Source organism: Pseudomonas frederiksbergensis, assembly GCF_003732705.1.
Classification (GTDB): domain Bacteria; phylum Pseudomonadota; class Gammaproteobacteria; order Pseudomonadales; family Pseudomonadaceae; genus Aquipseudomonas; species Aquipseudomonas frederiksbergensis_F.
Genome location: NZ_MOBR01000043.1, coordinates 21,669 through 46,568 on the forward strand (window position 1 = coordinate 21,669; position 24,900 = coordinate 46,568).

The following is a 24,900-nucleotide window of genomic DNA, read 5'->3' on the forward strand; positions in this document are numbered from 1 at the left end:
CTGTGATTCAGGTGCTCCCACTGGCAGGGATAGATCATGAACAAGGGCAAACGGATTGTTATTTTCCCCTTCGATAACTTGACGGGGCAGGCCACTCAGACGAAGAAGAGTTGGACGAACGCCCGGCGCGGCAAACTCGATAAACTCAGGGACAGCGAGACGGGAAAGATCCCTGAGGGCTTCGAACCCTATAAGTTTTTTCATCTGGGCCAACTTGAAGAACTCAAAGTAGCGATTGCTGGCTGTGCCGGCCCTGAAGATCAGATTTATGTGTGCGGACACTGCGCCCCGGGCTTGGACCTGATTGCCAAGGATGTGGGTGGCAAGGTCGGTCTTAACTCCGTGGAGCTGGCGATACTGTTCGCCAGGAAATTACCGCTCACCGAGGCTTTTGCCGGAACCATCAAAATTTATGCGTGTTTCTCTGGCGTGCCTGAAGGAGATAACAAGTCGTTTGCCGCACGGTTCAAAAACATCATGGGCAGGGCCAAATACAAAAATTGCCAAGTGGTGGGTTATTCCATGAATTTGAGCGACTACCTGGGCGAGCACAAAATGGCTTATCAGGACGATCACCCGAAAGCCAAGGTCGCCGGCGCCATGCTGGAGAAGTTTGAAGCGGGCCAGCTGAGTGCGTCAGAGATCGAAGCGCTCAATTACCCACGATCCAAATCGGCGCAAGTGCCGATCGGATAGCGAAACGTTTACCGGTTTGAAATGGGCAGTGTTTTTAAACCGGTAGGGGTTTGGATATGCGCCAGTAAGTAGGGCGTTGAAGTCGCTGCCAATTCGTGAAGATGAACCGGGCCGGAAAAGTTGATCGCGGTAAGAAGTGCCATAATTCTTTCGGGATTGGGATCGAATATATCCAGCGCCACCAGCTCACAGCCTTGATCCAGCATTGCACTTGCTGGATGTGGCGTTTGCTCCCATTGAATCAGCGTCGGCGCTGAGCCCTTCAGCGGCAGGCTGCCGTCGGCGGGGATGGTGATTTGCCAGGACAAGGCGCCTCGGGTCATGGGTTCGGGATTGCCAACAATGGCGCGGCAGGCATCGGTGATGGCATGGATATCGTCGGTGCGGGCGACCCAGGTTGCCAAGCGTGGTGGCGCATCAAAAGCCAGGTCATCCATTGCAAACCAGCGTGGCCGGTCGGGGCGTTTGGCGGCGGGGTCTATGGCGATCACTTCCAGGTAAGTGTCGGGGCCCAAGCGCAGTAGCCGGTTGTGGGTGCCCATGCGCGGGTGAACGCCGCCGGGTTGCAGGTCGATGCCGAGGGCGCGGGTGACGAAGGCGCAGCCGGTGGCTAGGTCGGGGGCGACGATGGCGAGGTGGTCGAGGGTGCTTTTCATGTGCTCCGTGCCTTTGCGAGGTTCTGTTTGCCGGGTTCCCTTTCAGGTTTTATACACCCTCCAATAATGTGGGAGCGAGCCTGCTCGCGAAGGCGGTAGATCAGTCAACTTCGATGTTGGATGTGCCGGCCTCTTCGCGGGCAAGCCACGCTCCCACAGGGGGTTGGGGGTGTTCACACGTATTTCGTCCACTGGAGATCCAGTGTGGGAGCGAGCCTGCTCGCGAAGGCGGTGGATCAGTCAACTTCGATGTTGGATGTGCCGGCCTCTTCGCGAGCAAGCCCGCTCCCACAGGGGAATTGAGGGGTTGGTGGATTTATTGGTTGCCTGCCCAAACGCCGGGGCGGCGTTGATGCCAGGGGATCGCCATTTCCAATTGTCCTGCCAACCGCAACAACACCTCTTCCGCGCCGAAGCGTGCCGCAAATTGCAGGCCGATGGGCAGGCCGCGGGACATTCCCAGCGGCAACGAGATCGCCGGCGTGCCCGCGACGTTGAACACCGGGGTAAACGGTGAGTGTTCAAACACCCGTGCCGTCCATTGCAGGCCATCCATGTTTTCGGCGCCGAGGTTATAGGTGCCGAGGGCCTGAGGCATGCGCGGCAGGGTGGGGGTCAGCAGTACATCGAATTCGTCGAACCAACTCGTCACGCTACGGGCGATGAGGTTGCGTACTTCCAGCGCAGCGGCGAATTCCACGGCGCGGGCCTGTTGGCCGTAGGCGTAGCAGGCGAGGGTGGCGGGTTCGAGGGTGGTCCGGTCGATGGGGCGTGAGGTGGCGGCGGCGAGGCCGTCGATCCAGCGCACGAGGGTGGCACACCAGATGTGGGCGTTGGCTTCGACGAAGGCGTCCCACGAGGTGCCGAACGGGGCGTTGACGGGTTCGACGCTGTGGCCGAGGGCTTCGAGTTCGCGGGCGACGGCGTGGGTGGCGTCGGCGATATCGGGGTCGAGCGGGGCGCCGTTCCACGGGGTGTCGAGCAGGCCGATGCGCAACCGTCCCGGGTCGCGGCCGACTTGCGCCAGAAAGCCTTCGGCCGGTGCGGCGGTGTGGTAAGGATCGCCGGGCGCGCCGCCCTGAACGATGTCCATCAATGCCGCGCTGTCGCGCACGGTTCGCGACAGGCCGAGTTGCGCGCCGAATCCGGCAAATACTTCGTCCAGGGCCGGGCCGTTGGAGGCGCGGCCGCGCGTCGGTTTGAGGCCGACCAAACCATTGAAGGCTGCCGGTACACGGATCGAACCTGCGGCATCGGTGGCATGGGCAATCGGCACGATGCCAGCGGCGACGGCGGCACCCGAACCGCCGCTCGATCCGCCGGCTGATAGTCGGGTGTCCCACGGGTTGCGAGTCGGGCCTTGCAGGGCGGATTCGGTTTCGGTGCTGAAGGCCATTTCCGGTGTGGTGGTGCGGCCCAGCGTGGCGAGGCCGGCGGCGTTGAAGCGTTGCATCAGGTACGAGTCGGATTCTGCGACCAATCCTTGGGCCAGGCGACTGCCCAACTCCACGCGCCGGCTCGCCGAAGTGATCGCCAAATCCTTGATCAGAAACGGCACGCCAGCCAATGGGCCCGAGCCTTCGGTGACGGTGGGTGACCAGGTTTCGATGACGGCGTTGATCTGCGGGTTGACCCGGTGCACGGCGGCCATCGCCAGTTCGGCCAGTTCTGCTGCGGTGACTTCGCCAGCCGCCACCAATTGGGCGAGGCCAATGCCGTCGTAGGCTGCGTATTCGTTGAGGTTCATGAGCAATCTCCCGTTGAGAGAGTCGATCATAGGTAAAGCGCTGATAGCTGATTAGCCCATAAAAGCGGTTTGGAATGTGCCGATGGTGGCACAATCCAGCGATTCCACCATCACAGGCATTTCCATGATTCGGGACTTGAATGACACGCTAGTGTTCGTGCGGGTGGTGCGCCTGGGCAGCTTTACCGCGGCGGCCCAGGCGTTGCAGATTCCCAAGACCACCGTCAGTCGCCGCGTGCGCGAACTGGAGCAGGCCATCGGCGTGCAACTGCTGCGTCGCACCACCCGCCAGTCGAGCCTGACCGAGGCCGGGGCGGTTTATTACGAGCAATGCAAGGACATCGCCGCGACCCTTGAGCACGCCGAACTGGCGGTGCATCAGTTGCGCGATGGCCCGCGCGGTTGGTTGCGGGTGACGGTGCCGTACTCGATCGGGGTCAGTTGGTTTGCGCCGCTGGTGGCGGGTTTTCGACAGGCGTATCCGGAGATCAAGCTTGAGATATTGGCGTCCCATGTGCCGCTGGATCTGGTCGGGGAGGAAATCGACGTGGCGTTGCGCCTCGGCGCGTTGCCGGATTCGAGTCTGGTGGCTCGGCGGCTGGCCAGTTACGCCACGGGCATTTACGCCGCACCCGAGTACATCGAACGCCATGGCGCGCCGGTCACGCCTGACGCGTTGATTGAGCATCGCACGCTGGTGCTGAATCAGGCCCGGCGCGATGTCGGTTACGTCTGGCCGCTGCGCAAGGCGGGCGCCAAGTTGCGCAATTATCGGGTTGAGCCAACCATCATCGCCAACGACCCGGCGTTGTTAAAGGATGCATTGCTTGCCGGCGAAGGGCTGAGTCTTGGGATGGACCGGAGCATGCAGATTGACGTTGAAGCAGGGCGGTTGTGTCGGGTGTTACCGCAGTGGATCGGCCCGCCGCAGGATCTGAATGCAGTCACGGCGCGGGAGCATTTGCCATCGCCGAAGGTGACGGCGTTTATCAAGTATTTGAAGGAGCGAATGTCCGGGTCGGAAATTTCCCACGACTGGACAGAGTGATAGCGAATTAGTAGCCTCGAAACGTTTTCACCATTGACCAGGGAGGTCTATTGCACATGGCGACTCGAGGTAGAGAGCTGTACCGACATTTTGATTCGGCCAAAAACCTGCTTTACGTCGGCATCTCGCTGAGCACCGTCGCCCGGCTGTCGCAGCACCGACGGTCATCCCGATGGGCCGACGACATCGCTTCGATCGAGATAGAACGGTTTCCCAATCTTGCACTGGCTGCTGAAGCGGAAAAACACGCAATCATTGTCGAAAACCCGAAGTGGAATCGGGTGCACAAGCCCTTCCAGGCGCCCAAGGGCTTGGTGAAAAAAAGCCGCCGGAATGCCTGGAAATCCAAGTCTCTGAACTACCCGTTCGATGTGTCCAACGTGGCGCGTTGCCTGCGGGAAACCACCGCGCTGATCGCCCGCACGGTTGCACTTGCTCACCATATTCGACTGAGTGGCGGCGCCGCGACGGATACGTTCGTCAGTCTGGTGCTGACGATGCAAGACTCGGTGTCGGCCGACGAGTTGCGCATGCATGAACTCTTTAACGCTCAATCGCCAGAAACCGCGCCGAGGCGGCGATTCAGGTTGATCACACAAGCCACATGCCATGCGCCCGGCACGGTGGTTGATCAGTGCGAATTCACCCTGATTACGCCAAACTGGCTTGCCAGGCTCTGTGAAGAGAGCCTGGGGCGGCGCGACGATTATGATCTGGCGTTTGAGCGCGACATCCAGCCGGCGATTGCCGAATTTACCCGCCTGTTTGAATCGCTGGTGATTGAAACCGATTGAGTGCGGCGTTATTAAACGTCGGGTTTGTTTCGTTCGGGCCAGCGCCAGTGGAATAAACGGCGGTTCTTTGCTTTAGTCCACCCATCGCTGGCCAACACGCCCGATACCCCAACCATAGATAGCCTGACCGGAGAATCTCATGCGCTTTCGGTTCCTGCAGTGCGCCGCCATTGCTGGCGTCATGGTCTTCGCCTCCGGCGTTCAAGCTGTCGAATACCACCAGGTCAACGCCGCCGCCAGCCAGATCAGCTTCACCTACAGCCAATTTGGCTCGCGGGTGTACGGCACGTTTGGCCAGTTCGAAGGCACGCTGGATTTCGACACGCAAAAACCCTCAGCGGCCCACGCCGCGCTGAACATCCAGCTCGCCAGCATCGACGCCGGCAGCAGCGATGCCAACACGGAACTGCAAAAACCGGCGTGGTTCGACACCGAGCACTTCCCGCTGGGCATCTTCAAATCCACCAGCGTCAAAGCCTTCGGTGACAACCGTTACCTGTTCACCGGCAACCTCACCTTGAAAACCGTCACCCACCCGGTGCAGGTTCAAGTCGAGTTGAAACCGGAAAACGGCATCGGCGTGTTTGTCGGCGAATTCGCGCTGAACCGTGATGACTTCAAAATCGGCGAGGGCGAATGGGCGGACGGTGTGGTGTCCAAAGACATCAACATCCGCTTTCGCATCGTCGCGCCGGAGCAATAACCGCCCCCGCACCGGACCTCCACTGAATGCGGCGTGTGTGAACACCCCCAATCCCCTGTGGGAGCGAGCTTGCTCGCGAAGAGGCCGGTACATCCAGAATCGAAGTTGACTGTCCCACCGCATTCGCGAGCAAGCCCGCTCCCACACTGGATCTCTGGCTGACGCAGCATTTATGGTCAACCCCAATCCCCTGTAGGAGCGAGGCTTGCCCGCGAAGAGGCCAGCCCATCCAACATCGAAGTTGACTGTCCCACCGCCTTCGCGAGCAGGCTCGCTCCCACATTGGATCTCCAGTGGACGCAGTATTTTTGAACACTCCAATCCCTTGTAGGAGCGAGGCTTGCCCGCGAAGAGGCCGGCACATTCAGAGTTGATGTTGACTGCCCCACCGCATTCGCGAGCAAGCCCGCTCCCACACTGGATCTCTGGCTGACGCAGCATTTATGGTCAACCCCAATCCCCTGTAGGAGCGAGGCTTGCCCGCGAAGAGGCCAGCCCATCCAACATCGAAATTGACTGTCCCACCGCATTCGCGAGCAAGCTCGCTCCCACACTGGATCTCTGGCTGACGCAGCATTTATGGTCAACCCCAATCCCCTGTAGGAGCGAGGCTTGCCCGCGAAGAGGCCAGCCCATCCAACATCGAAATTGACTGACCCACCGCATTCGCGAGCAGGCTCGCTCCCACATTGGATCTCCAGTGGACGCAGTATTTTTGAACACTCCAATCCCTTGTAGGAGCAAGGCTTGCCCGCGAAGAGGCCAGCCCATCCAACATCGAAGTTGACTGACCCACCGCATTCGCGAGCAGGCTCGCTCCCACACTGGATCTCTGGCTGACGCAGCATTTATGGTCAACCCCAATCCCCTGTAGGAGCAAGGCTTGCCCGCGAAGAGGCCAGCCCATCCAACATCGAAGTTGACTGACCCACCGCATTCGCGAGCAAGCCCGCTCCCACAATGGATCGCCGCTGAACGCCGAATATGTGGTTAACCCCTATTCGTGGCAGCGATATATCAAGGTGCCACTACGCTATCCCCCCCAGCTGCTAAGCTACGCCGGTGCAACACCCGAGTTGAACGCGACAATCTGCAAGGAGGCAGACTGATGGTGATCAAACGCATTGCCGATACGAGTGCGCATGCTGTTCCCGAGTTGTTCGTTCGCGAAGAAGTGGAGCGCGTGCTGGCGCTGCTCCTGGCCAGTCCATTGTTCGCCAAGTCTCGGCGGATGGGCGGCCTGCTGATTTTTCTGGTCGAACATGACCTTCAGTTCTCGAATACACCGCTCACCGAGCATGCCATTGGTATCGCGGTGTTTCGCCGTGATCCGGCCGTCTATTGCACAGGCGACGATCCGGTGGTGCGAGTGCAGGTTGGTCGGTTGCGGCGCAAGCTCGCCAGTTACTACGCCACCCTGGGCCAGCACGACCCGGTGCGCTTGAGTGTGCCGGCCGGCAGTTATCGGCTGGCGTATGAGCGGCTCCGGCCCAGGTTGGCCGGCACCCTGCATCCGGTTTTGCAACTCCAGCCGTTTACCTGCATCACCCACGATGGCGACGACTTTACCCGCGGCTTGTGCGAAGAGTTGAGCTGCAAGCTGTTCGAATCATTCGAACAGACTCAGACCCGTGCCAGCCATATGTTGATGAATGTGCCACGCAGCAGCGTAAAAACGCCGTTACCGGGACGGGCAGGGCGCGGCAGTTATTCGCTGGAGGGCAGCGTACGGGTGGAACCGGCCCGAGTCCGGGCTTCGGTGCGTTTGATCGATGTCGCTCAGGGGCGGATTCGCTGGTCGGAGCAGTTTGATCGCAATCGACCCTACGGCATCGCGACTCAGGAGGACCTGGCGGAGTCTATCTGCCGGTCGCTGACGGGCTATTTTGCCCGGGGCAGTGACGATGGCTGAGAGCAGGGGCAACCGCGAGGCTGCCCCTGATGTTTCAGTTACACGGTTTTCCAGACGCCGCCGACGTAGAGGCGTGCTGCGCTGTTGACGTTGGTCAGATCAACTTCGATGGCATTGGAGCGCGAGGTGCTGAACATGGTGCTGGTCTGCACATTCTGCTCGAACCACACAAGAATGGTCTCAACGGGCTTCAGCGTAACCTGACCGGTGACCACTTGATTCGTGGCCACGTAGATCGGGGTGCTGACCTGGGCGCCATCGAGTCCGGTGGACAGTTGGTTGATGCCAGGGTGGATCGCACCGTAGTTGTTCACCAGGGTGATGTCGGTGTCAGCGCCGCCGGATACCGCCGCACCCAGCAGGCCGCTGCTGTCGAGTGTCGATTGTTGGCCCAGGCCGATGTTGACCGTGTTGGTCGAGGCTCTGACCTGCACGTTGGCCTGGAACTGGTTGGTGCCGAACAACTGATACTGAGGCGTCCAGCTGAAATCATTGAAACTCAGGTATTGGACGTAGGACTGCCAGACCACGTTATAGGCTTCCGTACCGACCTTTTTTGCAAAGCACAATTTGTAGCCATTCTGCTTGAGCGTGGTGAGGTCGGCGGAATCGATCTGGATCGACACCGTTTTTTGCGTGGCGGCCAGGGTCGACGTCAGCACTTTGCTGTAGTCGGTGATTTTCAGGGCCGTTGGTGCGGCGAGGAGCGACTTGACCGCCGCTTGAACGTCGTCGTGCAATGCTTGTTGGTTACTTGCAGCGCTTGACTTACTCATGGTGTCCCTCTGTTCTGTCTTGGTTGTGTTTAGGCAATCAATGGGCAGCGGGCGTCGAATCCGACCAACGATCAGGCAGCACCCGTGACAGGTCTTCCATGCCTCCACTGGCGGGAGGCGGGCGGTGCCGATGATGTGTCACAACCCTGTAAGCACATTGACGGCCTCACTCTAGGCGCGAGGGGCGGAGCGGCGAAGTATCTTGGCGTTACATTCGTGGCGGGGGTGAGGCGATATCGGTCAGTCAGGTAACAGGTTGCGTAACGGGGTTGTATCAAAAGGGTCGCTAGCCGCCAAACCCCTGTGGGAGCAGGCGCGTTATGATAGGCGCGCTCGTCACTCGCTCTTCGCAACCGTTTCCCGGAGTCAGCCCCTGCAATGCCCCAGATCAGCCATTACAAAACACCGTGCCCCGAGCACATCACCAGCCAGATCCTACAACTGGTGGTCGATAACCTGACCGACATCAGCGCCGTGGCCCTGCCGCCGAGCAACCTGCTGTACAACGTGTACCAATACGCGATTGGCTACGAGGTTCACCTCTACCTGGAAGCGTTGAACGGGGCGAAGGGGATCACGGTTGAGTTGATCGTGGCGACGGACGTGGATGATCCGGAAAAGGTGATCGGTTTTGTGCTGTACCTGCCGGTCAAGGACGATCCCGAAGCGTGCGGCGTGGCGTATATGGCCGTCGATGCCAGCCATCGAGGCCAGGGTGTCGCCCGGACGATGCTGCGGGAAATGGTCGGTCGCTATCCACACGCCGAACTGACGTGCAGCGTTGGCAAAGTCCCGTATTTCGAGGCGATGGGCTTTCAGGTGCTGGGCGTACGCGGGACTCAAGTGCTGATGAGCACCCGCGACCACGGCACGGACGGCTTGATGGCGGTGCTGGACACGGCACCGATCTACAGCTCGCTGGAAGTGCGGCAGATTCATACGTATCTGCTGCAAAAGAACGGCAAACGGGCGATGACCGATGCGGAAAAACAGCGGGATCGGCATCTGGATCAACTGACGCGCAAGGCCAACGAATTTGTGCGCGGGCGGTTGGGGGATGAAGCGGTGCCGGCCCCATCCCCAAGATTGCGCCTGGTCTAACCATTCCCGACCCAACACAAATCCCCTGTAGGAGCGAAGCTTGCTCGCGAAGGCGGCCTATTGGTCGACATCGATGTTGGATGTGCCGGCCCCTTCGCGAGCAAGCTTCGCTCCTACAGTTAAAAGCCTCTGAGCCGTTATGAAAGCTTCACATTCATGGTAATCCGCGCCGTGAACACTTTCTTGCCCTCGGCATCATGAACATCCACCGGCACGATCTTGTCGCCTTCAGTCAGCCAGTCAACCGCTTCCCCGTTGGCGACCGCCGTCACATCCGTCTTGGCTTTGGCCAAATATTCCACCGTCATCCCTTTTGGAATCCAGCGCGCACCTGCGGGAATCGAAACGTCGGTCATCGTCCCGGCGGCCAGTTCCGCGGCATTGCACATGGCAATCGCGTGGACGGTGCCCAAGTGGTTGGTGATCTCCCGGGAAAAGGGCACTTGCACGCTCGCGTAGCCTGGACGCAGTTCCGAAACCAGCGGGTTAATGCTGCTGAAGTAGGGCGCCACCTTGCACGCCATTTTGCTGAATGCTTCGGGGCCGGCGCTGGTGAACATGCTGAGAAACTGGTTCATGTTGAAGCCTCTTTGAGGAGTCGATTAACAGAATGATGTTCCGTAACAGAATAATGTTCTGTAACGGAACAGTATTCGGTCGAAAGGAAATCTGTCAACCTAGCGCCACTTATCCGTAGGCAACCGTTTGCCTTATCGTTGACTTTTCAGGCCTGTGTTCAGCATGGAAACCGCAGATTTACTCGAGCGCTGCTACCCCGGACGACGAGCCGAACTCAAGCGCGACATTTTTAGAAACGCCCTCAGGCTGTTCAATGAACAGGGGATCGAGGCCACCACCATCGAGATGATCCGCGCCGAATGCGATACCAGCGTGGGCGCGATCTACCACCATTTCGGTAACAAGGAAGGCCTGGTGGCGGCGCTGTTTTTCACTGCGCTGGATGACCAGGCTCAGCTTCGCGACCGCTACCTGGCCGACGCCGACACCACGCAAGCAGGGATTTACGCGTTGGTGCACAGCTATGTGGATTGGGTCGATCACCAACCCGAGTGGGCACGGTTTCAGTACCACGCGCGATTTGCCGTGACCAAAGGGCCTTTCAAAGATGAACTGGCCACCCGCAACAAAACCCGCAATCGCCAGCTCTGGGAATGGCTTTCAGCCCCGGAGCGGGGCGATGAGTTGAAAGGGGTACCGGCCGAGTTGATGCTGTCGCTGATTATCGGCCAGGCGGACAGCTACTGCCGGACCTGGTTGTCGGGCCGGGTGAAGAGCCGTCCGATGGTCTACCGGGACATGCTGGCAGAAGCGGCGTGGCGATCGATTTCCACCGGTGAAACCCGCAAACAATGAAGATCTCCCAACTGCAGACAATCCCCTGTGGGAGCGGGCTTGCTCGCGAAGGCGTCGTGTCAGTCGACATCTATATTGACTGACCCAGCGCTTTCGCGAGCAAGCCCGCTCCCACAAAGGTTCAGAGTTGATTGATTATTTCGTGCCCGCGCAGACCCCATGTGGGAGCGAGCTTGCTCGCGATAGCGGCAGAACATTCAACATTGATATTGACTGATCTATCGCTTTCGCGAGCAGGCTCGCTCCCACAGGGGGAAGTGGTTGTGTCAGATGTTGCGGGTTGTTCTTTCGACCATCGCCTTGATCGTTTCGAACAGTTCTTCCTCGGCCTGCCCAGCGGTGATTTCTCCTGTTGCCGCGGCATTCGACAAGGCTTCGGCAGCGCCGAGCATCGCCCGTAAACTCGCGGGTTTGATGGCATTTGCTCCAGCGAAGGGCTGCAGGACGTCCTGGCATTTGTTCAGGAAAATCCCTTCGTACTCACGCTTGATTTTCTCCAGTTCCGGCGAGCTCGCCAGCGCTGCAATCACCCCCGGGATTTCGTTGCCCTGTGTCAGCACGCATGCCACATAGGACGACGCAATAATGCCCGCCGTGCTGTCCAGGGTCGGTTCGCAGGTCAGCAGCGCGGCGTCCATGATCGCCGTCTGCCGGGCATCGAAATCCTGATACAGCGCCGCCAACAAACCTGAACGCGTGGTGAAGTGGTCATAGACCACCGGTTTGGTCACGCCCGCCAGTTCGGCGAGGCGTCCGAGGGTCAACGCATCCGTGCCTTCTTCTCTGATCATCTGCCAGGCGACGTCCAGCAACTGGCGTTGACGATCTTCCCGTGACAGGCGACGACGGGGTTGTGGTGTGGAGTCGTGCTCGGTGGTTTCGGTGCTTGACATAGTTATGTACCAAAAGTAACTTACTGATCGTAACTTACCAAGAGTATATAAGGTCCGCCCTGTGCTCTCAATCAGGAGTTTGCCCATGCACGCACTTATCGTTGTGGCTCATCCCAACCCTCAGTCGCTCACCCACAGCCTTGCCCGGCAAATCGCCGAGGGCCTGACCACCGTCGATTCCAGCAACACCTATGAAATCGCCGACCTCTCGGCACAAGGTTTTGATCCACGATTCGGCACCGCGGACATGGCGGTTCATCATCGCGAGGCCGCCGCCCCCGCCGATGTCCTCGCCGAACAGGCACGAATTGATCGCGCCGATGCGCTAGTGCTGGTCTTTCCCGTTTACTGGTGGTCAATGCCGGCGCTGCTCAAAGGCTGGATTGATCGGGTGTTTTCCAATGGCTGGGCGTTCGACTTCAGCCTGGACACGCCATTCGTGCAGAAGCTGGGGCACTTGCGGGTTCATCTGGTCGGCGTGGGCGGCGCCGATGCAGGGTCCTTTGCCCGGCATGGCTACGACGAGGCAATGAAGACGCAGATCGACCATGGCATTTTCGAATACTGCGGTGCGCGGGTAGTGACCTCCGAATTGTTGCTGGACTCGGAAGTTCAAGCGCCGCAGATTCACCTGAAAGCCGCGCGGGCTCTGGGCAGAAACCTCTTCACTTCATCTGAAGTGACCGAAGCCGTGTGAACACCGGGGTCCAAATGTGGGAGCGAGCCTGCTCGCGAAAGCGTCAGTTCAGTCGAGAAAAATGGTGCCTGACACGACGCCTTCGCGAGCAGGCTCGCTCCCACATTGGTTTATCGGCGTCTAGACAGCCCCAGGCCAACCCGCCTGGCGCAAGGCTTTGAGCAGTGTCGCGGCATCCAGCCCCGGCACCGCATGCCCATTGCCCTCAGCCGTTTCACCCGCCAGCAACGCGTTGATGATCGCTTCTTCGACGGCTTCGGTCGCGGCCAAAAACAGTTCGCTGATGTGGTCGTTGTTGACCATGCGCAGGTTGTCGCAGATCGGGGCTTTCTTGCTCTCGTAAGCCGCCGGTGGCACGTCGTTGCCGGTGGTGAAGGCGATGAAGATGTCACCGCTGTGGTCTTCATTACCGCCGCCGGTGCGGGCCAGGCCCAGGCTGGCACGTTGCGCGAGGCGGGTGCATTGGTGCGGCAGCAACGGCGCGTCGGTGGCCAGGCAGACGACGATCGAGCCCATGCCAGGATGAGGCAACGACGCTTTGAGGAACGGCGAGTCGGCCTTTTCCATGTAGCGCCCGACCGGGTAGCCATCGACCCGCAACTCGTTGCGAATGCCGTGGTTGGCCTGGACGATGGCCCCCACGGTCCAGCCACCCTGGGCGCTGCTCAGGCGCCGGGACGCAGTGCCGATTCCGCCCTTGAATTCATGGCAGATCATGCCGCTGCCGCCACCGACATTACCCTCGCTGACCGGTCCGCCCACCGCTGTGCGCAAGGCTTCGGCCACGTGCTCGGGTTTCACATGGAAACCGTTGATGTCGTTGAGCAAGCCGTCGAACGTCTCCAGCACGACGGGCATGTTCCAGTAGAGTCGCCCGTCATCCGGTTGTTGTTCGCGGTCCAGCACAATCAGCGCATCGCGCACCACGCCCAGGCTGTGGGTGTTGGTGAACGCGATCGGACTGGTCAACAGCCCGGCCTCGCGAATCCATTCCAGCCCGGTCGCATCGCCATTGCCGTTGAGCACATGGACCCCGGCAAAACACGGTTGTTGGCTGGTGGAACCGATGCGAGGCTCGATCACCGTGACGCCGGTCAGGATGTCGCGGCCCTGGGCGGTGCGGCCGCGCACATTGCTGTGGCCGACCCGTACGCCGGGCACGTCGGTGATGGCGTTGAGCGGGCCGGGTTGCAGCTGGCCGAACTGGATATTCAAATCGCGGGCACGTGGTTTCATTGTCGTTCTCATGTTCAATCCAAACTCATTGGCACACCCCTTGTAGGAGCAAAGCTTGCTCGCGATAGCAATCGATCAGGCGACATCTTCTTCGAATGTGATGGCCTCTTCGCGAGCAAGCTTTGCTCCTACGGGGATCTGCGGTGTTTTTACTGGCCGTTTTTGATGTTGCTCCAGGAGCGCGTGCGGACACGTTCGATCTCATGGGGCTGCGGTTGCAGGGTGAACGCCTTGGCGATCACTTCGGCGGAGGGGTAGATGTTGCTGAACTTGTGCACCTCATCCGAGAGCAACGCGGTCGCGTCTTTATTGGCGTTGGCGGTGAGCGCCAGATTGGTGGCGGGGGCGATCACTTCAGGGCGCAGCAGGTAGTTGATAAAGGCCAGTCCCTGTTGTGGATTGCTGCCGTCCTTGACCATGACCAGGTTATCGGACCACAGCGGCGCACCCTCGACCGGAATGCTGTATTCAATCTTTACACCCTTCGCGGCTTCATTGGCGGCTTGCATGGCACCGAACACGGTGCCGGACCACGTCAAGGCGACACAGATATCGCCGTTGGCCAGGTCGGTCTGGATCTTCGACGAATTGAAGTAGGTGATGTACGGGCGCAACTTGAGCAGCAGTGCTTCAGCTTTTTTGTAGTCCGCGGGGTTACTACTGTTGGGCGGCAGGCCGAGATAGTGCAGGGCGATCGGGATGATCTCGGCGGGAGCGTCCAGCACCCCCACGCCACATTGGCTGAGCTTCGCCAGGTTTTCTTCCTTGAACAGCAGATCCCAGGAGTTCACCGGAGCCTGGTCGCCGAGGGCTGCTCGGACCTTGTCAACGTTGTAGCCAATGCCGTCGGTGCCCCACAGGTAAGGAACGGCGTATTGGTTGTCCGGGTCGTTCGCGCGCAGCTTTTCCAGCAGCACCGGGTCAATGTGTTGAAGATTGGTCAGTTGGCTACGGTCCAGTTTCTGCAAGGCTCCGGCCTTGATCAGGGCCGGCAGAATGAAGTTACTGGCTACCACCACGTCATAGCCGCTATGGCCCGTCATCAGCTTGGCTTCCAGTACTTCACCACTGTCGAAGGTGTCATAGACGGGGTTGATCCCGGTGTCGCGCTGGAAATCCTTCAGCGTGGTAGGACCGATGTAGTCAAACCAGTTGTAGACATGCACGGTGGGGGCATCGGCGGCAAATGCCGACAGCGACGCCGACAGGCACGCGCCCAGTCCCAGGTTGATATACGTGCGGTGACCACTCATGATGCGGCGCTCCTGGCCTGCTGCAGGCCGGTGATAATCAGGAGCTTGCAGCGTATCGAGGGGGAGGGTGATCACCCATTCCCATCATGGGTTACTCGAAAGGGGTAGGGCGTGGACGGGTTGTTGAAAGAGTTGCCGGTGCATCAAGGATTAGCGCGAGTGTTTGGCGCGTTGGGCCACGACAGTTTCTGGCGGGCGCTGGTGGATACCTTGCGCTTACTGGTGCCGCTGGATAACGCCCTGGTCGCAGTCATGCGCGCGGGAAGGGTGCCGGTGCTGCTGATCGATTTCGACTCCCGGGCCAGCGCGCACGAGGAGGAAGAACCGGCTGACTACAGCGCCGGCATGTATTTGCTCGATCCCTTCTACCAGGCAGCCTGCGCCGGTATCACTGACGGATTGCACAGCCTCGATTCAGTGGCCCCGGACCAGTTTCAGCAGAGCGAGTATTACCAGAGTTATTTCCGTTCGGTGGTGGGCGGTGATGAGTTGCAGTTCATGATCAACGTGGACGGCGCTGTACTCGGTTTGTCGCTGGGCCGCTCGACGCGATTCACCCCTGAAGAACACGGCCGTCTGCTATGTGTGCGTGACTGGGTGCTGGCCGCGATGGGCCGACACTTGCAACTGGTGCCGCCGGAGGGACCGACAGCGGTGGCCGGGGATCTGGCGACCTTGCTCGATCAATTCGATGCGCGATTGACGGCACGGGAAGTCGAAACCGCGCGCCTGATCCTCCAGGGCTTCTCCAGCAAAGCCATCGCCCAGCAACTGAGCATTTCCCCGGAAACGGTGAAAGTGCATCGGCGCAATCTTTACCACAAGCTCAACGTCAGCGGTCATGGCGAGTTGTTTGCGCTGGTGTTGCAGCCCAAATAGCGCATTCACCAACAGTCCCCTGTGGGAGCGAGCTTGCTCGCGATAGCGGTATGTCAGTCGGTATCAATGTTGAATGTGCCGCCGACATCGCGAGCAAGCTCGCTCCCACAAGGGATCTTCAGCAGCAGGCCAATGTGGGAGCGAGCCTGCTCGCGAACGCCGCACCTCAATCCCCCTGCCGAAACACCAACGCCTTCAACCCGCATTCAACATCGGCATCCGGAAACTCCGGCGGATTCTCCAACCGCTCCACAAACCGCAAACTCGGCGCCTCACGAGTAACACCATCAATCAGGAAATCCGAACCGAACGCCGGGTCGTTCATGCAGGCCAGCACCGTGCCCTGTTCGGTGAGCAATTCCGGCAACCGCCGCAACACACGCTGGTAATCCTTGGTCAGCAAAAAACTGCCTTTCTGAAACGACGGCGGGTCGATGATCACCAGGTCATACGGGCCCTTGCCAATCACCTTGCCCCAGGACTTGAACAGGTCGTGGCCGAGGAACGTCACCTTGCTCAAGTCGTGGCCATTGAGCCGGTGATTGTCACGACCACGGCTGAGCGCGGAACTGGACATGTCCAGATTGACCACATGCGCCGCGCCACCCTCGATGGCCGCCACTGAAAACCCACAGGTGTAGGCGAACAGGTTCAACACCCGTTTGCCCTCGGCATTGGCTCGCACCCAGTCGCGGCCATAGCGCATGTCGAGGAACAGCCCGGCATTCTGTTTGCGGCCCAGGTCCACCCGATATTTCAGGCCGCCCTCGGTAATGGTCATTTCCTCAAGCGCGCCCCCCAGCAGCCATTCAGTGGTGCTTTGCAGCAGGTAGCGGTGTTGCAACAGCAGCGTGTGCGCGCCGGATTGTTGCCACTCGTCTGACTGAGTAATGCCGAGCAGCAGACGCTTCAAATCTTCCAGCTGTTGCGCTTCCGGCTCTTTGAACAGAGACACCAGCACCACACCTTGCAACCAGTCGACGGTCAACTGCTCCAGGCCCGGCCAGCAACGCCCGCGCCCGTGGAACAGACGGCGGGTTTCGGCCGGGGCGCTGGCCAGGGCGGTCAACAAGTGAGTGTGCAGGGTGGCGAGGGCGTCAGGGTTCATCAGGCAACGTCGGCAATGTGAGTGGGCGGCATTTTAACCACAAATGCACCCCGGCAACCCGCGGATAGTTATCACGTTTAATTTAACTTTACGTGAGGATTTGGCGATCTTCCGGCTCCCATACTTGGCCCCAACGAACAACAACCGGGAGCCGGACATGTCGCAGCCAACTGCTTCACCCAGGGCCAGCCATCCACGCTGGCTGCGCCTGACCCATTGGCTCAACGCCGTGGCCGTCGTGGTCATGATCACCAGCGGCTGGCGCATCTATAACGCCTCGCCCCTCTACGATTTCAGCTTCCCGGCCTCGATCACCCTGGGTGGTTGGCTCGGCGGTGCGTTGCAATGGCATTTCGCGGCGATGTGGTTCCTCGCGGTCAACGGCCTTATTTACCTGATCATCAACATCGCCAGCGGTCGTCTGTTTCGACGGTTTTTCCCGGTGTCACCCAAAGGCATTCTGCATGACTTGTGGGCCGCATTGAGAGGGCGGCTGGGGCATGCCGACCTCAGCCATTACAACCAGGTCCAGCGGTTTGCCTACCTGTTCGTCATGCTCGACATCACGATGATGGTGGTCTCCGGGCTGGTGCTCTGGAAGTCAGTGCAGTTCCCGCTGTTGCGTGAATTGCTGGGCGGTTACGAAGGCGCGCGGCAGGTGCATTTCATTGCGATGTCGCTGTTGGTGGCGTTCATCGTGGTGCATCTGGCGATGGTGCTGCTGGTGCCGAAAACGTTGTGGTACATGATCGTTGGGCGCAAGGAGCCTGTATGAAAAAGCGCATCGAAGGACTCGACGAGTCATCCATCCTGAGCGAAGCCAGGAAGGTATTGGCGCCACAAATCGAAGACCGTTCCCGGCGCTCATTCCTGATGCGCAGCCTGACCCTCGGCGGCGTGGCCATGTTGTCCGGTTGCAACATCACCGACAACGACAGCGTCGAAACCGCGCTGTCCTCCATGTCCCGCCTTAACGATCGGGTCCAGGGCTGGCTGTTCAACCCCAACGCCATGGCGCCGACCTATGCCGAGTCGATGATCACCCGGCCGTTTCCCTTCAATGCTTTTTACGGTATCGACGAGGCACCGACGGTCGAGGAAGAAAGCTATCGGCTGGAAGTCACCGGCATGGTTGCCGACAAGCGCAGCTGGAAGCTTGAAGAATTGCGCGCCATGGCCCAGACCGACCAGATCACCCGGCATATCTGCGTCGAAGGCTGGAGCGCCATCGGCCGCTGGGGTGGCGTGCGCTTCAGCGATTTCCTCAAACGGGTGGGCGCCGACACCGACGCCAAGTACGTCGGCTTCAAATGCGCCGACGACTACTACACCAGCATCGACATGGCCACGGCGCTGCATGCGCAAACCTTACTCACACTGACCTACGACGGTGCCGTGCTGCCCCGTGAATACGGCTTCCCGATGAAGCTGCGCATGCCCACCAAGCTTGGCTACAAGAACCCCAAACACATCCAGGCGATTTTCGTCACCAACACCTATCCGGGCGGCTACTGGGAAGACCAGGGCTACAACTGGTTTGGCGGCAGCTGACGAACGCCCAAGTACTTCACCGCAAGCACACTCAACTCTATAAGGAACACCACCATGAAAAAGCTAGCCACCGCCGCACTGTCTCTGTTCTTGGCCATGGGCGTCGCCAGCGTCTACGCCGCCGACACCATGAGCAACGACAGCATGAGCAAGGACTCGATGTCCAAAGATGCCATGTCCAAAGACAGCATGAAAAAAGACACGATGAAAAAGGACAACATGGCCAAGGACACCATGAAAAAAGACAGCATGTCCAAGGATGCGATGAGCAAGGACACAATGAAGAAAGACAACATGTCCAAGGACAGCATGAGCAAAGACGCCATGAAAAAAGACGCCATGTCGCAGTAACCCCCCGGTGTCCCCCCTGTGGGAGCGAGCCTGCTCGCGAAAGCGTCCTGCCAGTCAACATTAATGTTGAATCTGAAGCCGCCTTCGCGAGCAAGCCCGCTCCCACAGGGTTTTTCTGCGACCTGAAAAAGGGTATGACCTGACCTCATACCCCCATGACTTTTAATGGTTACAGCCCCGCCAACCCCCAGTGTTAAAAAATCGCAAACCAGCTCATCAACAACAAAAAAGAGCGTTTGCAATCATGACCAAGCCCCACTGCCGCGTCCCCGTCAGCCCCGTGCTGCGCTCTTCGAATCCCGACATTTGCCCCGCGATCTTCACGATCTGTGTGCGCTTCTGATCACCCTAAAAAATCCAAAAAGAGTATTGCCCCATGAAAGAACTCGACCTGTACATCGGTGAAGGTTTCGAAGGCCCAGGCGTGAACGCCGCGCACATCAACATTCTGATCGGCCCGCGCAACGGTCCGGCGGGGCAGGCGTTTGCCAATAGCCTGGCGTCACCGAGCCAGGGGCATTGCCCGTTCATGGTGATCGCCCAGCCAAACATTCCGGTCAAGCCAATGACCCTTTACGTCAACAAAGCCGCGATCAGCAGCGACCTGCACGGTAATGCCACCTGGGGCGCGTCCCAGGCCGGGATCGCCAAGGCTGTTCTGGAAGCGTTGCTGGACGGCACTTTGCCGCCGGAAGCCGAAGATGAGTGGGCGATTGTGACGGCCAACTGGGTCAACCCGGCCTGCGATGATCTCGATGCGGTGTACCTGAACAACTACAACGCCTGCCGCACTGCGATCCGCGCCGCCCTGACCGGCAAGCCGGAAACCGCGCAACTGGCGGATGTGGTCGATCACATCAGCAACCCTTTCTACACGCCAAAAGCCTGAGGTCTGCGCCATGCAATACATTCGTTTGGGCAACTCCGGCCTGCAAGTCTCCCGCCTGTGCCTGGGCACCATGAACATGGGCACCCCGGACTGGAAACCGTGGATTTTCGATGAGAAGCAAAGCGAGCCAATCGTCGCTCATGCCCTGGACAACGGGGTGAATTTCATCGACCTGGCGGACTTCTATTCCGCTGGCGTCGGCGAGGAAGTGGTGGGGCGCATCGTCAAGCGCCTGGCCCGTCGCGACGACCTGGTGATCACCACCAAAGTCGGTTACGGCACCCGTAACGGCCTCAATGCCAGCGGCCATTCGCGCAAGCACATCATGGACAGCATCGACGCCTCGCTGAAGCGCCTGAACATGGATTACGTCGATGTGTTCATGCTGCATTACTTCGACATGAACACCCCGGTCGAGGAAACCATGAGCGCGATGAACGACATCGTGCGTTCCGGCAAGGCCCGTTACATCGGCGTGTCGACCATGCTCACCGGGCAACTGGCGAAGATCCTCATGGCCTGCGAGCGCAATGGTTGGGTCAAACCGATCAACATGCAGTTGCAACTGAACTGCGCCTACCGCGAAGAAGAGCGCGAGATGATCCCGTTCTGCCGCGATCAAGGTTTGGGTGTCTCTGTGTTCAGTCCACTGGCCCGTGGCTTACTGACCGGCGACGTGCAATCGACCCGCAACCAGACCGACTTCTTCACCCAACAGATGTACAGCGACGAAGCCTCGTTCGAAATCGCCCATTCGGTACAGCGCGTGGCCCGCGCCCGTGGGGTGTCGAACGCGCAGATCGCGCAGGCCTGGGTCGCCAATCATCCGGGGGTCGATTGCATGCTGGTGGGTGCCGACACCACCGCGCAGTTCGACAGTGCCCTGGCTGCGTTGGAAACCAAGCTCGATGCCGAAGAGCTGCATGAACTGGAACGCAACTACACCCCGTGCGACGTGATCAACGATTACACCGCCGGTAAACGCATCCTGCGCTCGGCCCGTCCGGGTCTGGAACGCTTTAATCTGACTGAGGCCGTGGCATGAGCGCGCTGATCCGTAACGGCAATTTCATCGATGGCCAATGGTCCAGCGGTGGCCCCACCTATCCGGTGTTGAACCCGGCCAATGGCGACCTGATCACCGAAGTACAGAAGGCCGGCGCTGAAGCAACCAACCTCGCCATCGCCGCCGCCAACCGTGCCTTGCCAGCCTGGCGCAAACTGACGGCCAAGGAACGCAGCCAGAAGCTCAAGCGCTGGAGCGAGCTGATGCTGAGCCACCAGAAGGACCTGGCCACCTTGCTCAGCCGCGAACAGGGCAAACCGTTGGCCGAAGCCATGGGCGAAGTGGTCTACGCCGCAAGCTTTCTGGAGTGGTTCGCCGAAGAGGCGAAACGCGCTTACGGCGACGTGATTCCGAGCCACAAGGCCGACGCCCGCATCATCGTGGTCAAGGAAGCTATCGGCGTCGTCGCGGCGATCACCCCGTGGAATTTCCCGCTGGCCATGGTCACCCGCAAGGTCGGCCCGGCGCTGGCGGCCGGTTGCACGATGATTCTCAAACCCTCTGAAGAAACACCGCTGTCAGCCTTCGCCCTGGCGGTGCTGGCCGAGCAGGCGGGCATTCCCGCCGGCGTGTTCAACATCGTCTCGGGTGATGCGGTGGCGATTGGCGGGGCGCTGCAAGCCTCCAGCGTCGTGCGCAAACTGTCGTTCACCGGCTCCACCCGCACCGGCAAATTGCTGATGCGTCAGGCCTCGGAAACCCTGAAAAAAGTCTCGCTGGAACTGGGCGGCAACGCGCCGTTCATTGTGTTCGACGACGCCGATCTGGACGCCGCCGTCAAAGGCGCCATGGCCTCGAAATTCCGCAACACCGGGCAGACCTGCGTCTGCGTCAACCGCTTCTTTATTCAGGACGGCGTGTACGAAGCCTTCACCGGCAAACTGGCTGAAGCGGTCGCGGCGATGCGCGTCGGCAGTGCGCTGGACGGTGAAACCGAGCAAGGCCCGCTGATCAACGCCGCCGCGCTGGCCAAGGTTGAACTGCATGTCGGTGATGCTCTGGAGAAGGGCGCCAAACTGGTGTGCGGCGGTCGTCGCCATGCCCTCGGCGGCACGTTCTACGAGCCGACCATCCTCATTGACGCCAACAGCGAGATGCTGATCGCCCAGGACGAAACCTTCGGCCCTGTCGCCGCGTGCTTCCGCTTCAAGGACGAAGCCGAAGTGCTGCAACGGGCCAACGACACGCCGTACGGGTTGTCGGCGTATTTCTACAGCCGCGACATTGGCCGCGTCTGGCGCATGGCCGAAGGCCTGGAAGCGGGCATGGTCGGGATCAACGAAGGGATCATCTCTACGGAAGTCGCGCCGTTTGGCGGTATCAAGGAATCGGGCCTCGGTCGCGAGGGCTCCAAATACGGTCTGGAAGACTACCTGGAAATCAAATACCTGTTGATGGGTGGCCTCTAACCCAACGCCTCCTGTAGGAGCGAGGCTTGCCCGCGAAGGCGGTGTATCTGTCGGCATTGATGTCGCCTGACACTCCGCCTTCGCGGGCAAGCCTCGCTCCTACAGTACGTGGTTCAGTCAGCTCTGATGCGTCTGATCCAACGGTTTCATCAGAGCCAAAACGACCGGTTTCATTTCTCCGTCAATAACAACAACTGGAGACGAACATGTCCGCTCAATCGATAAAGATCGACGACCTGCCCATCGGGCGCTTCCACATCAAAATCGCCGGCCTGACGTTCGGCGCGCATTTCACCGACGGCTACATCCTCGGCCTGATCGGTATCGCTTTCACCCTGCTGAGCCCGCAGATGCACCTCGATGCGTTCTGGCAAGGCCTGATCGGTGCGTCGGCGCTGATCGGCCTGTTCCTCGGCAGCCTGTTCTTTGGCTGGATCTCCGACAAGGTCGGCCGACAGAAAATCTTCCTGGTCAGTTTTGTGCTGATCACCATCGCCTCGCTGATGCAGTTCTACGCCGAAACCGCGATGCAATTATTCCTGTGCCGGGTGCTGATCGGCATCGGCCTGGGCGGTGACTTCAGCGTCGGCCACGCCATGCTTGCCGAGTTCTCACCGAAGAAACATCGCGGCGTATTGCTCGGTTCGTTCAGCGTGATCTGGACCTTCGGCTATGTCGCCGCGACCTTTGTCGGCACGGCGATGCTCAACCTCGGCGATGATGCCTGGCGCTGGATGCTGGCCTCGTCGGCAATCCCGGCGGCGTTGATCCTGATCGCTCGCATCGGCACACCGGAATCGCCGCGTTGGCTGGTGAATCAGGGACGCATCGCCGAAGCCCGGGCCATCGTCAAGAAACACCTCGGCGATAACGTCGAACTCGACGAAACCCGCTCCACCGAAACCCGCTCCGGCTATGCGGTGCTGTTCAGCCGTGAATACCGCAAGCGCACGGCGTTCAATTGCCTGTTCTTCGTGTGCATCGTGATGCCGTACTTTGCGATCTACACCTTCCTGCCGTCGATTCTGCAAAAGATGGGCTTGGCCGAAGGATTTGGTACGGAGTTGATGCTGAACATGCTGCTGATCCTCGGGGCATTGATCGGGATCTGGTGCACGGTGAAGTTTTCCCGTCGGGGTTTCCTGATCAACTCGTTCATCATCCTCGCCGTGGCGCTGTTTCTGCTGGCAGCGTTGCCGGGTAGTGCGGCGTTTTTGATGGTGTTGGTGTTCGGTGTGTTCACCCTGGTGTTGTCGGCGGTGAGCAATCTGGTGGGCGTGTTCCCGGCCGAGAGCTTCCCGACGGAAGTGCGGGCCAGCGGGATTGGCCTGGCGACGGCGGTGAGCCGCTTGGGTTCGGCGGTCAGTACCTTCCTGCTGCCGGTGAGTGTGGCGGGGATCGGGTTGAGTCCGACCATGGGCATTCTCGCGGCGATTCTGGCGCTGGGCGCGATGATTTCCTGGGCCTGGGCACCGGAAACCAAATCCCTGACACTGAGCCAGGCGTGCAAGGCGCAGAGTCCGGTGGAGAGTGGGGCGCCGGTCAAGGTCAAGGTCGCAGCCCCGATCTGAAGCATGATCGTTCCCACACTCTGCGTGGGAATGCCTCAATGGACGCTCTGCGTCCGCTTGTGGGACGCGGAGCGTCCCTGGCTGCATTCCCACGCAGAGCGTGGGAACGATCAATATCGAGTCGAGCTCAGGTGTTGAAAAGCATGAAGATCTGCTCCCTTTCCCCCTCTCCCCTCTGGGGCGGTCCGACGTTTCGGGAGGGCTGGGGTGAGGGGTGGCCCTCAAGGGTTACTCACCAACCCCAACCACTGCGTAAACAACCGCACCTTCGACAACCCCAGTTTGTCGTTCGCCACATCCAGCCAATACCCATACGGCCCAATCACCTCCACTGGAGTGATCGGCAACAGGCTGCCATTGGCCAATTCCTTCTCGATCATCTGCCGGTCAATCACCGCCAATCCACCACCGGCCAATGCCGTGTGAATCACCTGGTCCAGAGTGCTGAATTCCAGCCCTTGCACCGCATCGATATCGTCCCGACCCATCGCCGCCAACCAGTTCTCCCACACCTTCAAACGCTTGCCGTCGTGCAGGATGTGCAACAAGGGAAACCGCCGCAGGTCCGGCGGCTGGCCGTTGACGAACAACTCCGGGCTGGCCACCGCTATGTGCCGTTCCATCACCAGCAACTGGCTGCTGCAATGGTTGGCGGCTTCGAGGCCGAAGCGGATGTGGCAGTCGATTTCCGCGAGGTTGTCGTGGCCGCTTTGATTGGTCACGCTCAGGCTGATGTCCGGGTAGCGCTGGCAGAACGCACGCAAGTGCGCCGACAACCAGCGCGTGGCCCAGGTCGGCGGCGCGACGATGCGCAGGCGCTGGCGCAGGTTGGGCACGCGCACCGCTTGCAGGGCACGTTCGATGTGGTCGAAGGCATCGCTTAGCTGAGGGGAGAGGGCGATCCCGGTTTCGGTCAGGGACAAGCCCTGAGGCGTGCGAATAAACAGCGCCACGCCGAGGTAGTCTTCAAGCTGTTTGATCTGCCGGCTGACCGCGCCTTGGGTGACGTTCAGCCCCAGGGCCGCCTGGCTGAAACTGCGATGCCGGGCGACTTCTTCAAAGACACGCAGCATGTTGAGCGAGGGCAGTTGACGCATGAAAGGGTGGCTCCATACCTGACGCCGATTCGGGCCGGGTTTATTGTTTTTGGCGAATGTTCTGTAGGGCGTATCTGACTCCTGTGGCAGGGG

General features: G+C 59.9%; 25 protein-coding genes. 16 read left to right on the forward strand and 9 right to left on the reverse strand.

Annotation, left to right across the window (positions count from 1 at the left end):
- The first annotated feature begins 36 nt into the window (after positions 1-36).
- Positions 37-696, forward strand: coding sequence for a hypothetical protein (locus BK667_RS30230; RefSeq protein WP_123511799.1), 660 nt, complete (start codon positions 37-39; stop codon positions 694-696).
- 8 nt (positions 697-704) lie between these two features.
- Here the strand turns inward: BK667_RS30230 and BK667_RS30235 are convergent, their stop codons facing one another.
- Together BK667_RS30235 and BK667_RS30240 are read right to left on the reverse strand one after the other, a co-directional pair.
- Positions 705-1,352: a VOC family protein gene (locus tag BK667_RS30235; RefSeq protein WP_123599770.1), complete on the reverse strand. Its 648-nt coding sequence runs from the start codon at positions 1,350-1,352 to the stop codon at positions 705-707.
- A gap of 316 nt (positions 1,353-1,668) precedes the next feature.
- Positions 1,669-3,099 carry an amidase gene (locus tag BK667_RS30240; protein ID WP_123599771.1) on the reverse strand — a complete coding sequence of 477 codons (1,431 nt, stop codon included), beginning with the start codon at positions 3,097-3,099 and terminating at the stop codon, positions 1,669-1,671.
- Between the two features lie 136 nt (positions 3,100-3,235).
- On the opposite strand from BK667_RS30240, the gene BK667_RS30245 reads away from it, so the two are divergent.
- The 4 genes from BK667_RS30245 to BK667_RS30270 all read left to right on the forward strand — a co-directional run bounded on the left by BK667_RS30245 (position 3,236) and on the right by BK667_RS30270 (position 7,556).
- The gene (locus tag BK667_RS30245; protein ID WP_259698265.1) at positions 3,236-4,147 is read left to right on the forward strand and encodes a LysR family transcriptional regulator; all 912 of its coding nucleotides are present in this window, start codon (positions 3,236-3,238) and stop codon (positions 4,145-4,147) included.
- A gap of 56 nt (positions 4,148-4,203) precedes the next feature.
- Entirely contained in the window at positions 4,204-4,941 is a 738-nt protein-coding gene (locus tag BK667_RS30250; RefSeq protein ID WP_123599772.1) for a GIY-YIG nuclease family protein, read from the forward strand.
- A 139-nt stretch (positions 4,942-5,080) separates the two neighbouring features.
- Positions 5,081-5,644: a YceI family protein gene (locus BK667_RS30255; RefSeq protein WP_123599773.1), complete on the forward strand. Its 564-nt coding sequence runs from the start codon at positions 5,081-5,083 to the stop codon at positions 5,642-5,644.
- A 1,108-nt stretch (positions 5,645-6,752) separates the two neighbouring features.
- Positions 6,753-7,556, forward strand: coding sequence for a hypothetical protein (locus tag BK667_RS30270; RefSeq protein ID WP_123599775.1), 804 nt, complete (start codon positions 6,753-6,755; stop codon positions 7,554-7,556).
- Positions 7,557-7,594: 38 nt separating this feature from the next.
- Here the strand turns inward: BK667_RS30270 and BK667_RS30275 are convergent, their stop codons facing one another.
- A complete protein-coding gene (locus BK667_RS30275) occupies positions 7,595-8,332 on the reverse strand; it encodes a hypothetical protein (protein ID WP_123599776.1) in 738 nt (245 codons plus the stop codon).
- Between the two features lie 378 nt (positions 8,333-8,710).
- Between BK667_RS30275 and BK667_RS30280 the strand changes: the two genes are divergently transcribed.
- Entirely contained in the window at positions 8,711-9,433 is a 723-nt protein-coding gene (locus BK667_RS30280) for a GNAT family N-acetyltransferase (protein ID WP_123599777.1), read from the forward strand.
- Between the two features lie 137 nt (positions 9,434-9,570).
- Here BK667_RS30280 and BK667_RS30285 read toward each other — a convergent pair whose 3' ends face one another.
- Positions 9,571-10,011 carry a hotdog fold domain-containing protein gene (locus tag BK667_RS30285; RefSeq protein ID WP_123599778.1) on the reverse strand — a complete coding sequence of 147 codons (441 nt, stop codon included), beginning with the start codon at positions 10,009-10,011 and terminating at the stop codon, positions 9,571-9,573.
- A 163-nt stretch (positions 10,012-10,174) separates the two neighbouring features.
- On the opposite strand from BK667_RS30285, the gene BK667_RS30290 reads away from it, so the two are divergent.
- Positions 10,175-10,807: a TetR/AcrR family transcriptional regulator gene (locus BK667_RS30290; protein WP_123511824.1), complete on the forward strand. Its 633-nt coding sequence runs from the start codon at positions 10,175-10,177 to the stop codon at positions 10,805-10,807.
- A gap of 266 nt (positions 10,808-11,073) precedes the next feature.
- On the opposite strand, the gene BK667_RS30295 is transcribed toward BK667_RS30290, so the two are convergent.
- Entirely contained in the window at positions 11,074-11,700 is a 627-nt protein-coding gene (locus tag BK667_RS30295) for a TetR/AcrR family transcriptional regulator (protein WP_123511827.1), read from the reverse strand.
- A gap of 85 nt (positions 11,701-11,785) precedes the next feature.
- Between BK667_RS30295 and BK667_RS30300 the strand changes: the two genes are divergently transcribed.
- Positions 11,786-12,397, forward strand: a complete 612-nt coding sequence (locus BK667_RS30300) for an NAD(P)H-dependent oxidoreductase (protein WP_123599779.1) — start codon at positions 11,786-11,788, stop codon at positions 12,395-12,397.
- A 120-nt stretch (positions 12,398-12,517) separates the two neighbouring features.
- On the opposite strand, the gene BK667_RS30305 is transcribed toward BK667_RS30300, so the two are convergent.
- Positions 12,518-13,633, reverse strand: coding sequence for a DmpA family aminopeptidase (locus tag BK667_RS30305; RefSeq protein ID WP_123599780.1), 1,116 nt, complete (start codon positions 13,631-13,633; stop codon positions 12,518-12,520).
- A gap of 149 nt (positions 13,634-13,782) precedes the next feature.
- Positions 13,783-14,886, reverse strand: a complete 1,104-nt coding sequence (locus BK667_RS30310) for a polyamine ABC transporter substrate-binding protein (RefSeq protein ID WP_123599781.1) — start codon at positions 14,884-14,886, stop codon at positions 13,783-13,785.
- Between the two features lie 111 nt (positions 14,887-14,997).
- On the opposite strand from BK667_RS30310, the gene BK667_RS30315 reads away from it, so the two are divergent.
- Positions 14,998-15,765: a helix-turn-helix transcriptional regulator gene (locus BK667_RS30315; protein WP_123599782.1), complete on the forward strand. Its 768-nt coding sequence runs from the start codon at positions 14,998-15,000 to the stop codon at positions 15,763-15,765.
- A 166-nt stretch (positions 15,766-15,931) separates the two neighbouring features.
- Here the strand turns inward: BK667_RS30315 and BK667_RS30325 are convergent, their stop codons facing one another.
- Positions 15,932-16,873 carry a class I SAM-dependent methyltransferase gene (locus BK667_RS30325; RefSeq protein WP_123599783.1) on the reverse strand — a complete coding sequence of 314 codons (942 nt, stop codon included), beginning with the start codon at positions 16,871-16,873 and terminating at the stop codon, positions 15,932-15,934.
- Between the two features lie 157 nt (positions 16,874-17,030).
- Here BK667_RS30325 and BK667_RS30330 point away from each other — a divergent pair, with 157 nt between their 5' ends.
- The 7 genes from BK667_RS30330 to BK667_RS30360 all read left to right on the forward strand — a co-directional run bounded on the left by BK667_RS30330 (position 17,031) and on the right by BK667_RS30360 (position 23,710).
- A complete protein-coding gene (locus tag BK667_RS30330) occupies positions 17,031-17,648 on the forward strand; it encodes a cytochrome b/b6 domain-containing protein (RefSeq protein WP_123599784.1) in 618 nt (205 codons plus the stop codon).
- Positions 17,645-18,424: a molybdopterin-dependent oxidoreductase gene (locus tag BK667_RS30335; protein WP_123599785.1), complete on the forward strand. Its 780-nt coding sequence runs from the start codon at positions 17,645-17,647 to the stop codon at positions 18,422-18,424. Before BK667_RS30330 ends, BK667_RS30335 begins: the two co-directional genes overlap by 4 nt.
- Before the next feature lie 54 nt (positions 18,425-18,478).
- Positions 18,479-18,775, forward strand: coding sequence for a pentapeptide MXKDX repeat protein (locus BK667_RS30340; RefSeq protein WP_123408719.1), 297 nt, complete (start codon positions 18,479-18,481; stop codon positions 18,773-18,775).
- Positions 18,776-19,151: 376 nt separating this feature from the next.
- Entirely contained in the window at positions 19,152-19,664 is a 513-nt protein-coding gene (fae, locus tag BK667_RS30345) for a formaldehyde-activating enzyme (RefSeq protein WP_054615233.1), read from the forward strand.
- Between the two features lie 10 nt (positions 19,665-19,674).
- A complete protein-coding gene (locus tag BK667_RS30350; RefSeq protein WP_123599786.1) occupies positions 19,675-20,709 on the forward strand; it encodes an aldo/keto reductase in 1,035 nt (344 codons plus the stop codon).
- Positions 20,706-22,139 (forward strand): NAD-dependent succinate-semialdehyde dehydrogenase, encoded by a 1,434-nt coding sequence (locus BK667_RS30355; RefSeq protein ID WP_123599787.1) that lies wholly within the window; start codon positions 20,706-20,708, stop codon positions 22,137-22,139. The genes BK667_RS30350 and BK667_RS30355 overlap by 4 nt, the downstream gene beginning before the upstream one ends.
- 206 nt (positions 22,140-22,345) lie before the next feature.
- Complete coding sequence (locus BK667_RS30360; RefSeq protein ID WP_123599788.1) at positions 22,346-23,710, forward strand: MFS transporter; 1,365 nt, start codon at positions 22,346-22,348, stop codon at positions 23,708-23,710.
- Positions 23,711-23,931: 221 nt separating this feature from the next.
- On the opposite strand, the gene BK667_RS30365 is transcribed toward BK667_RS30360, so the two are convergent.
- Positions 23,932-24,807: a LysR substrate-binding domain-containing protein gene (locus BK667_RS30365; RefSeq protein ID WP_123599789.1), complete on the reverse strand. Its 876-nt coding sequence runs from the start codon at positions 24,805-24,807 to the stop codon at positions 23,932-23,934.
- Positions 24,808-24,900: the final 93 nt, after the last annotated feature.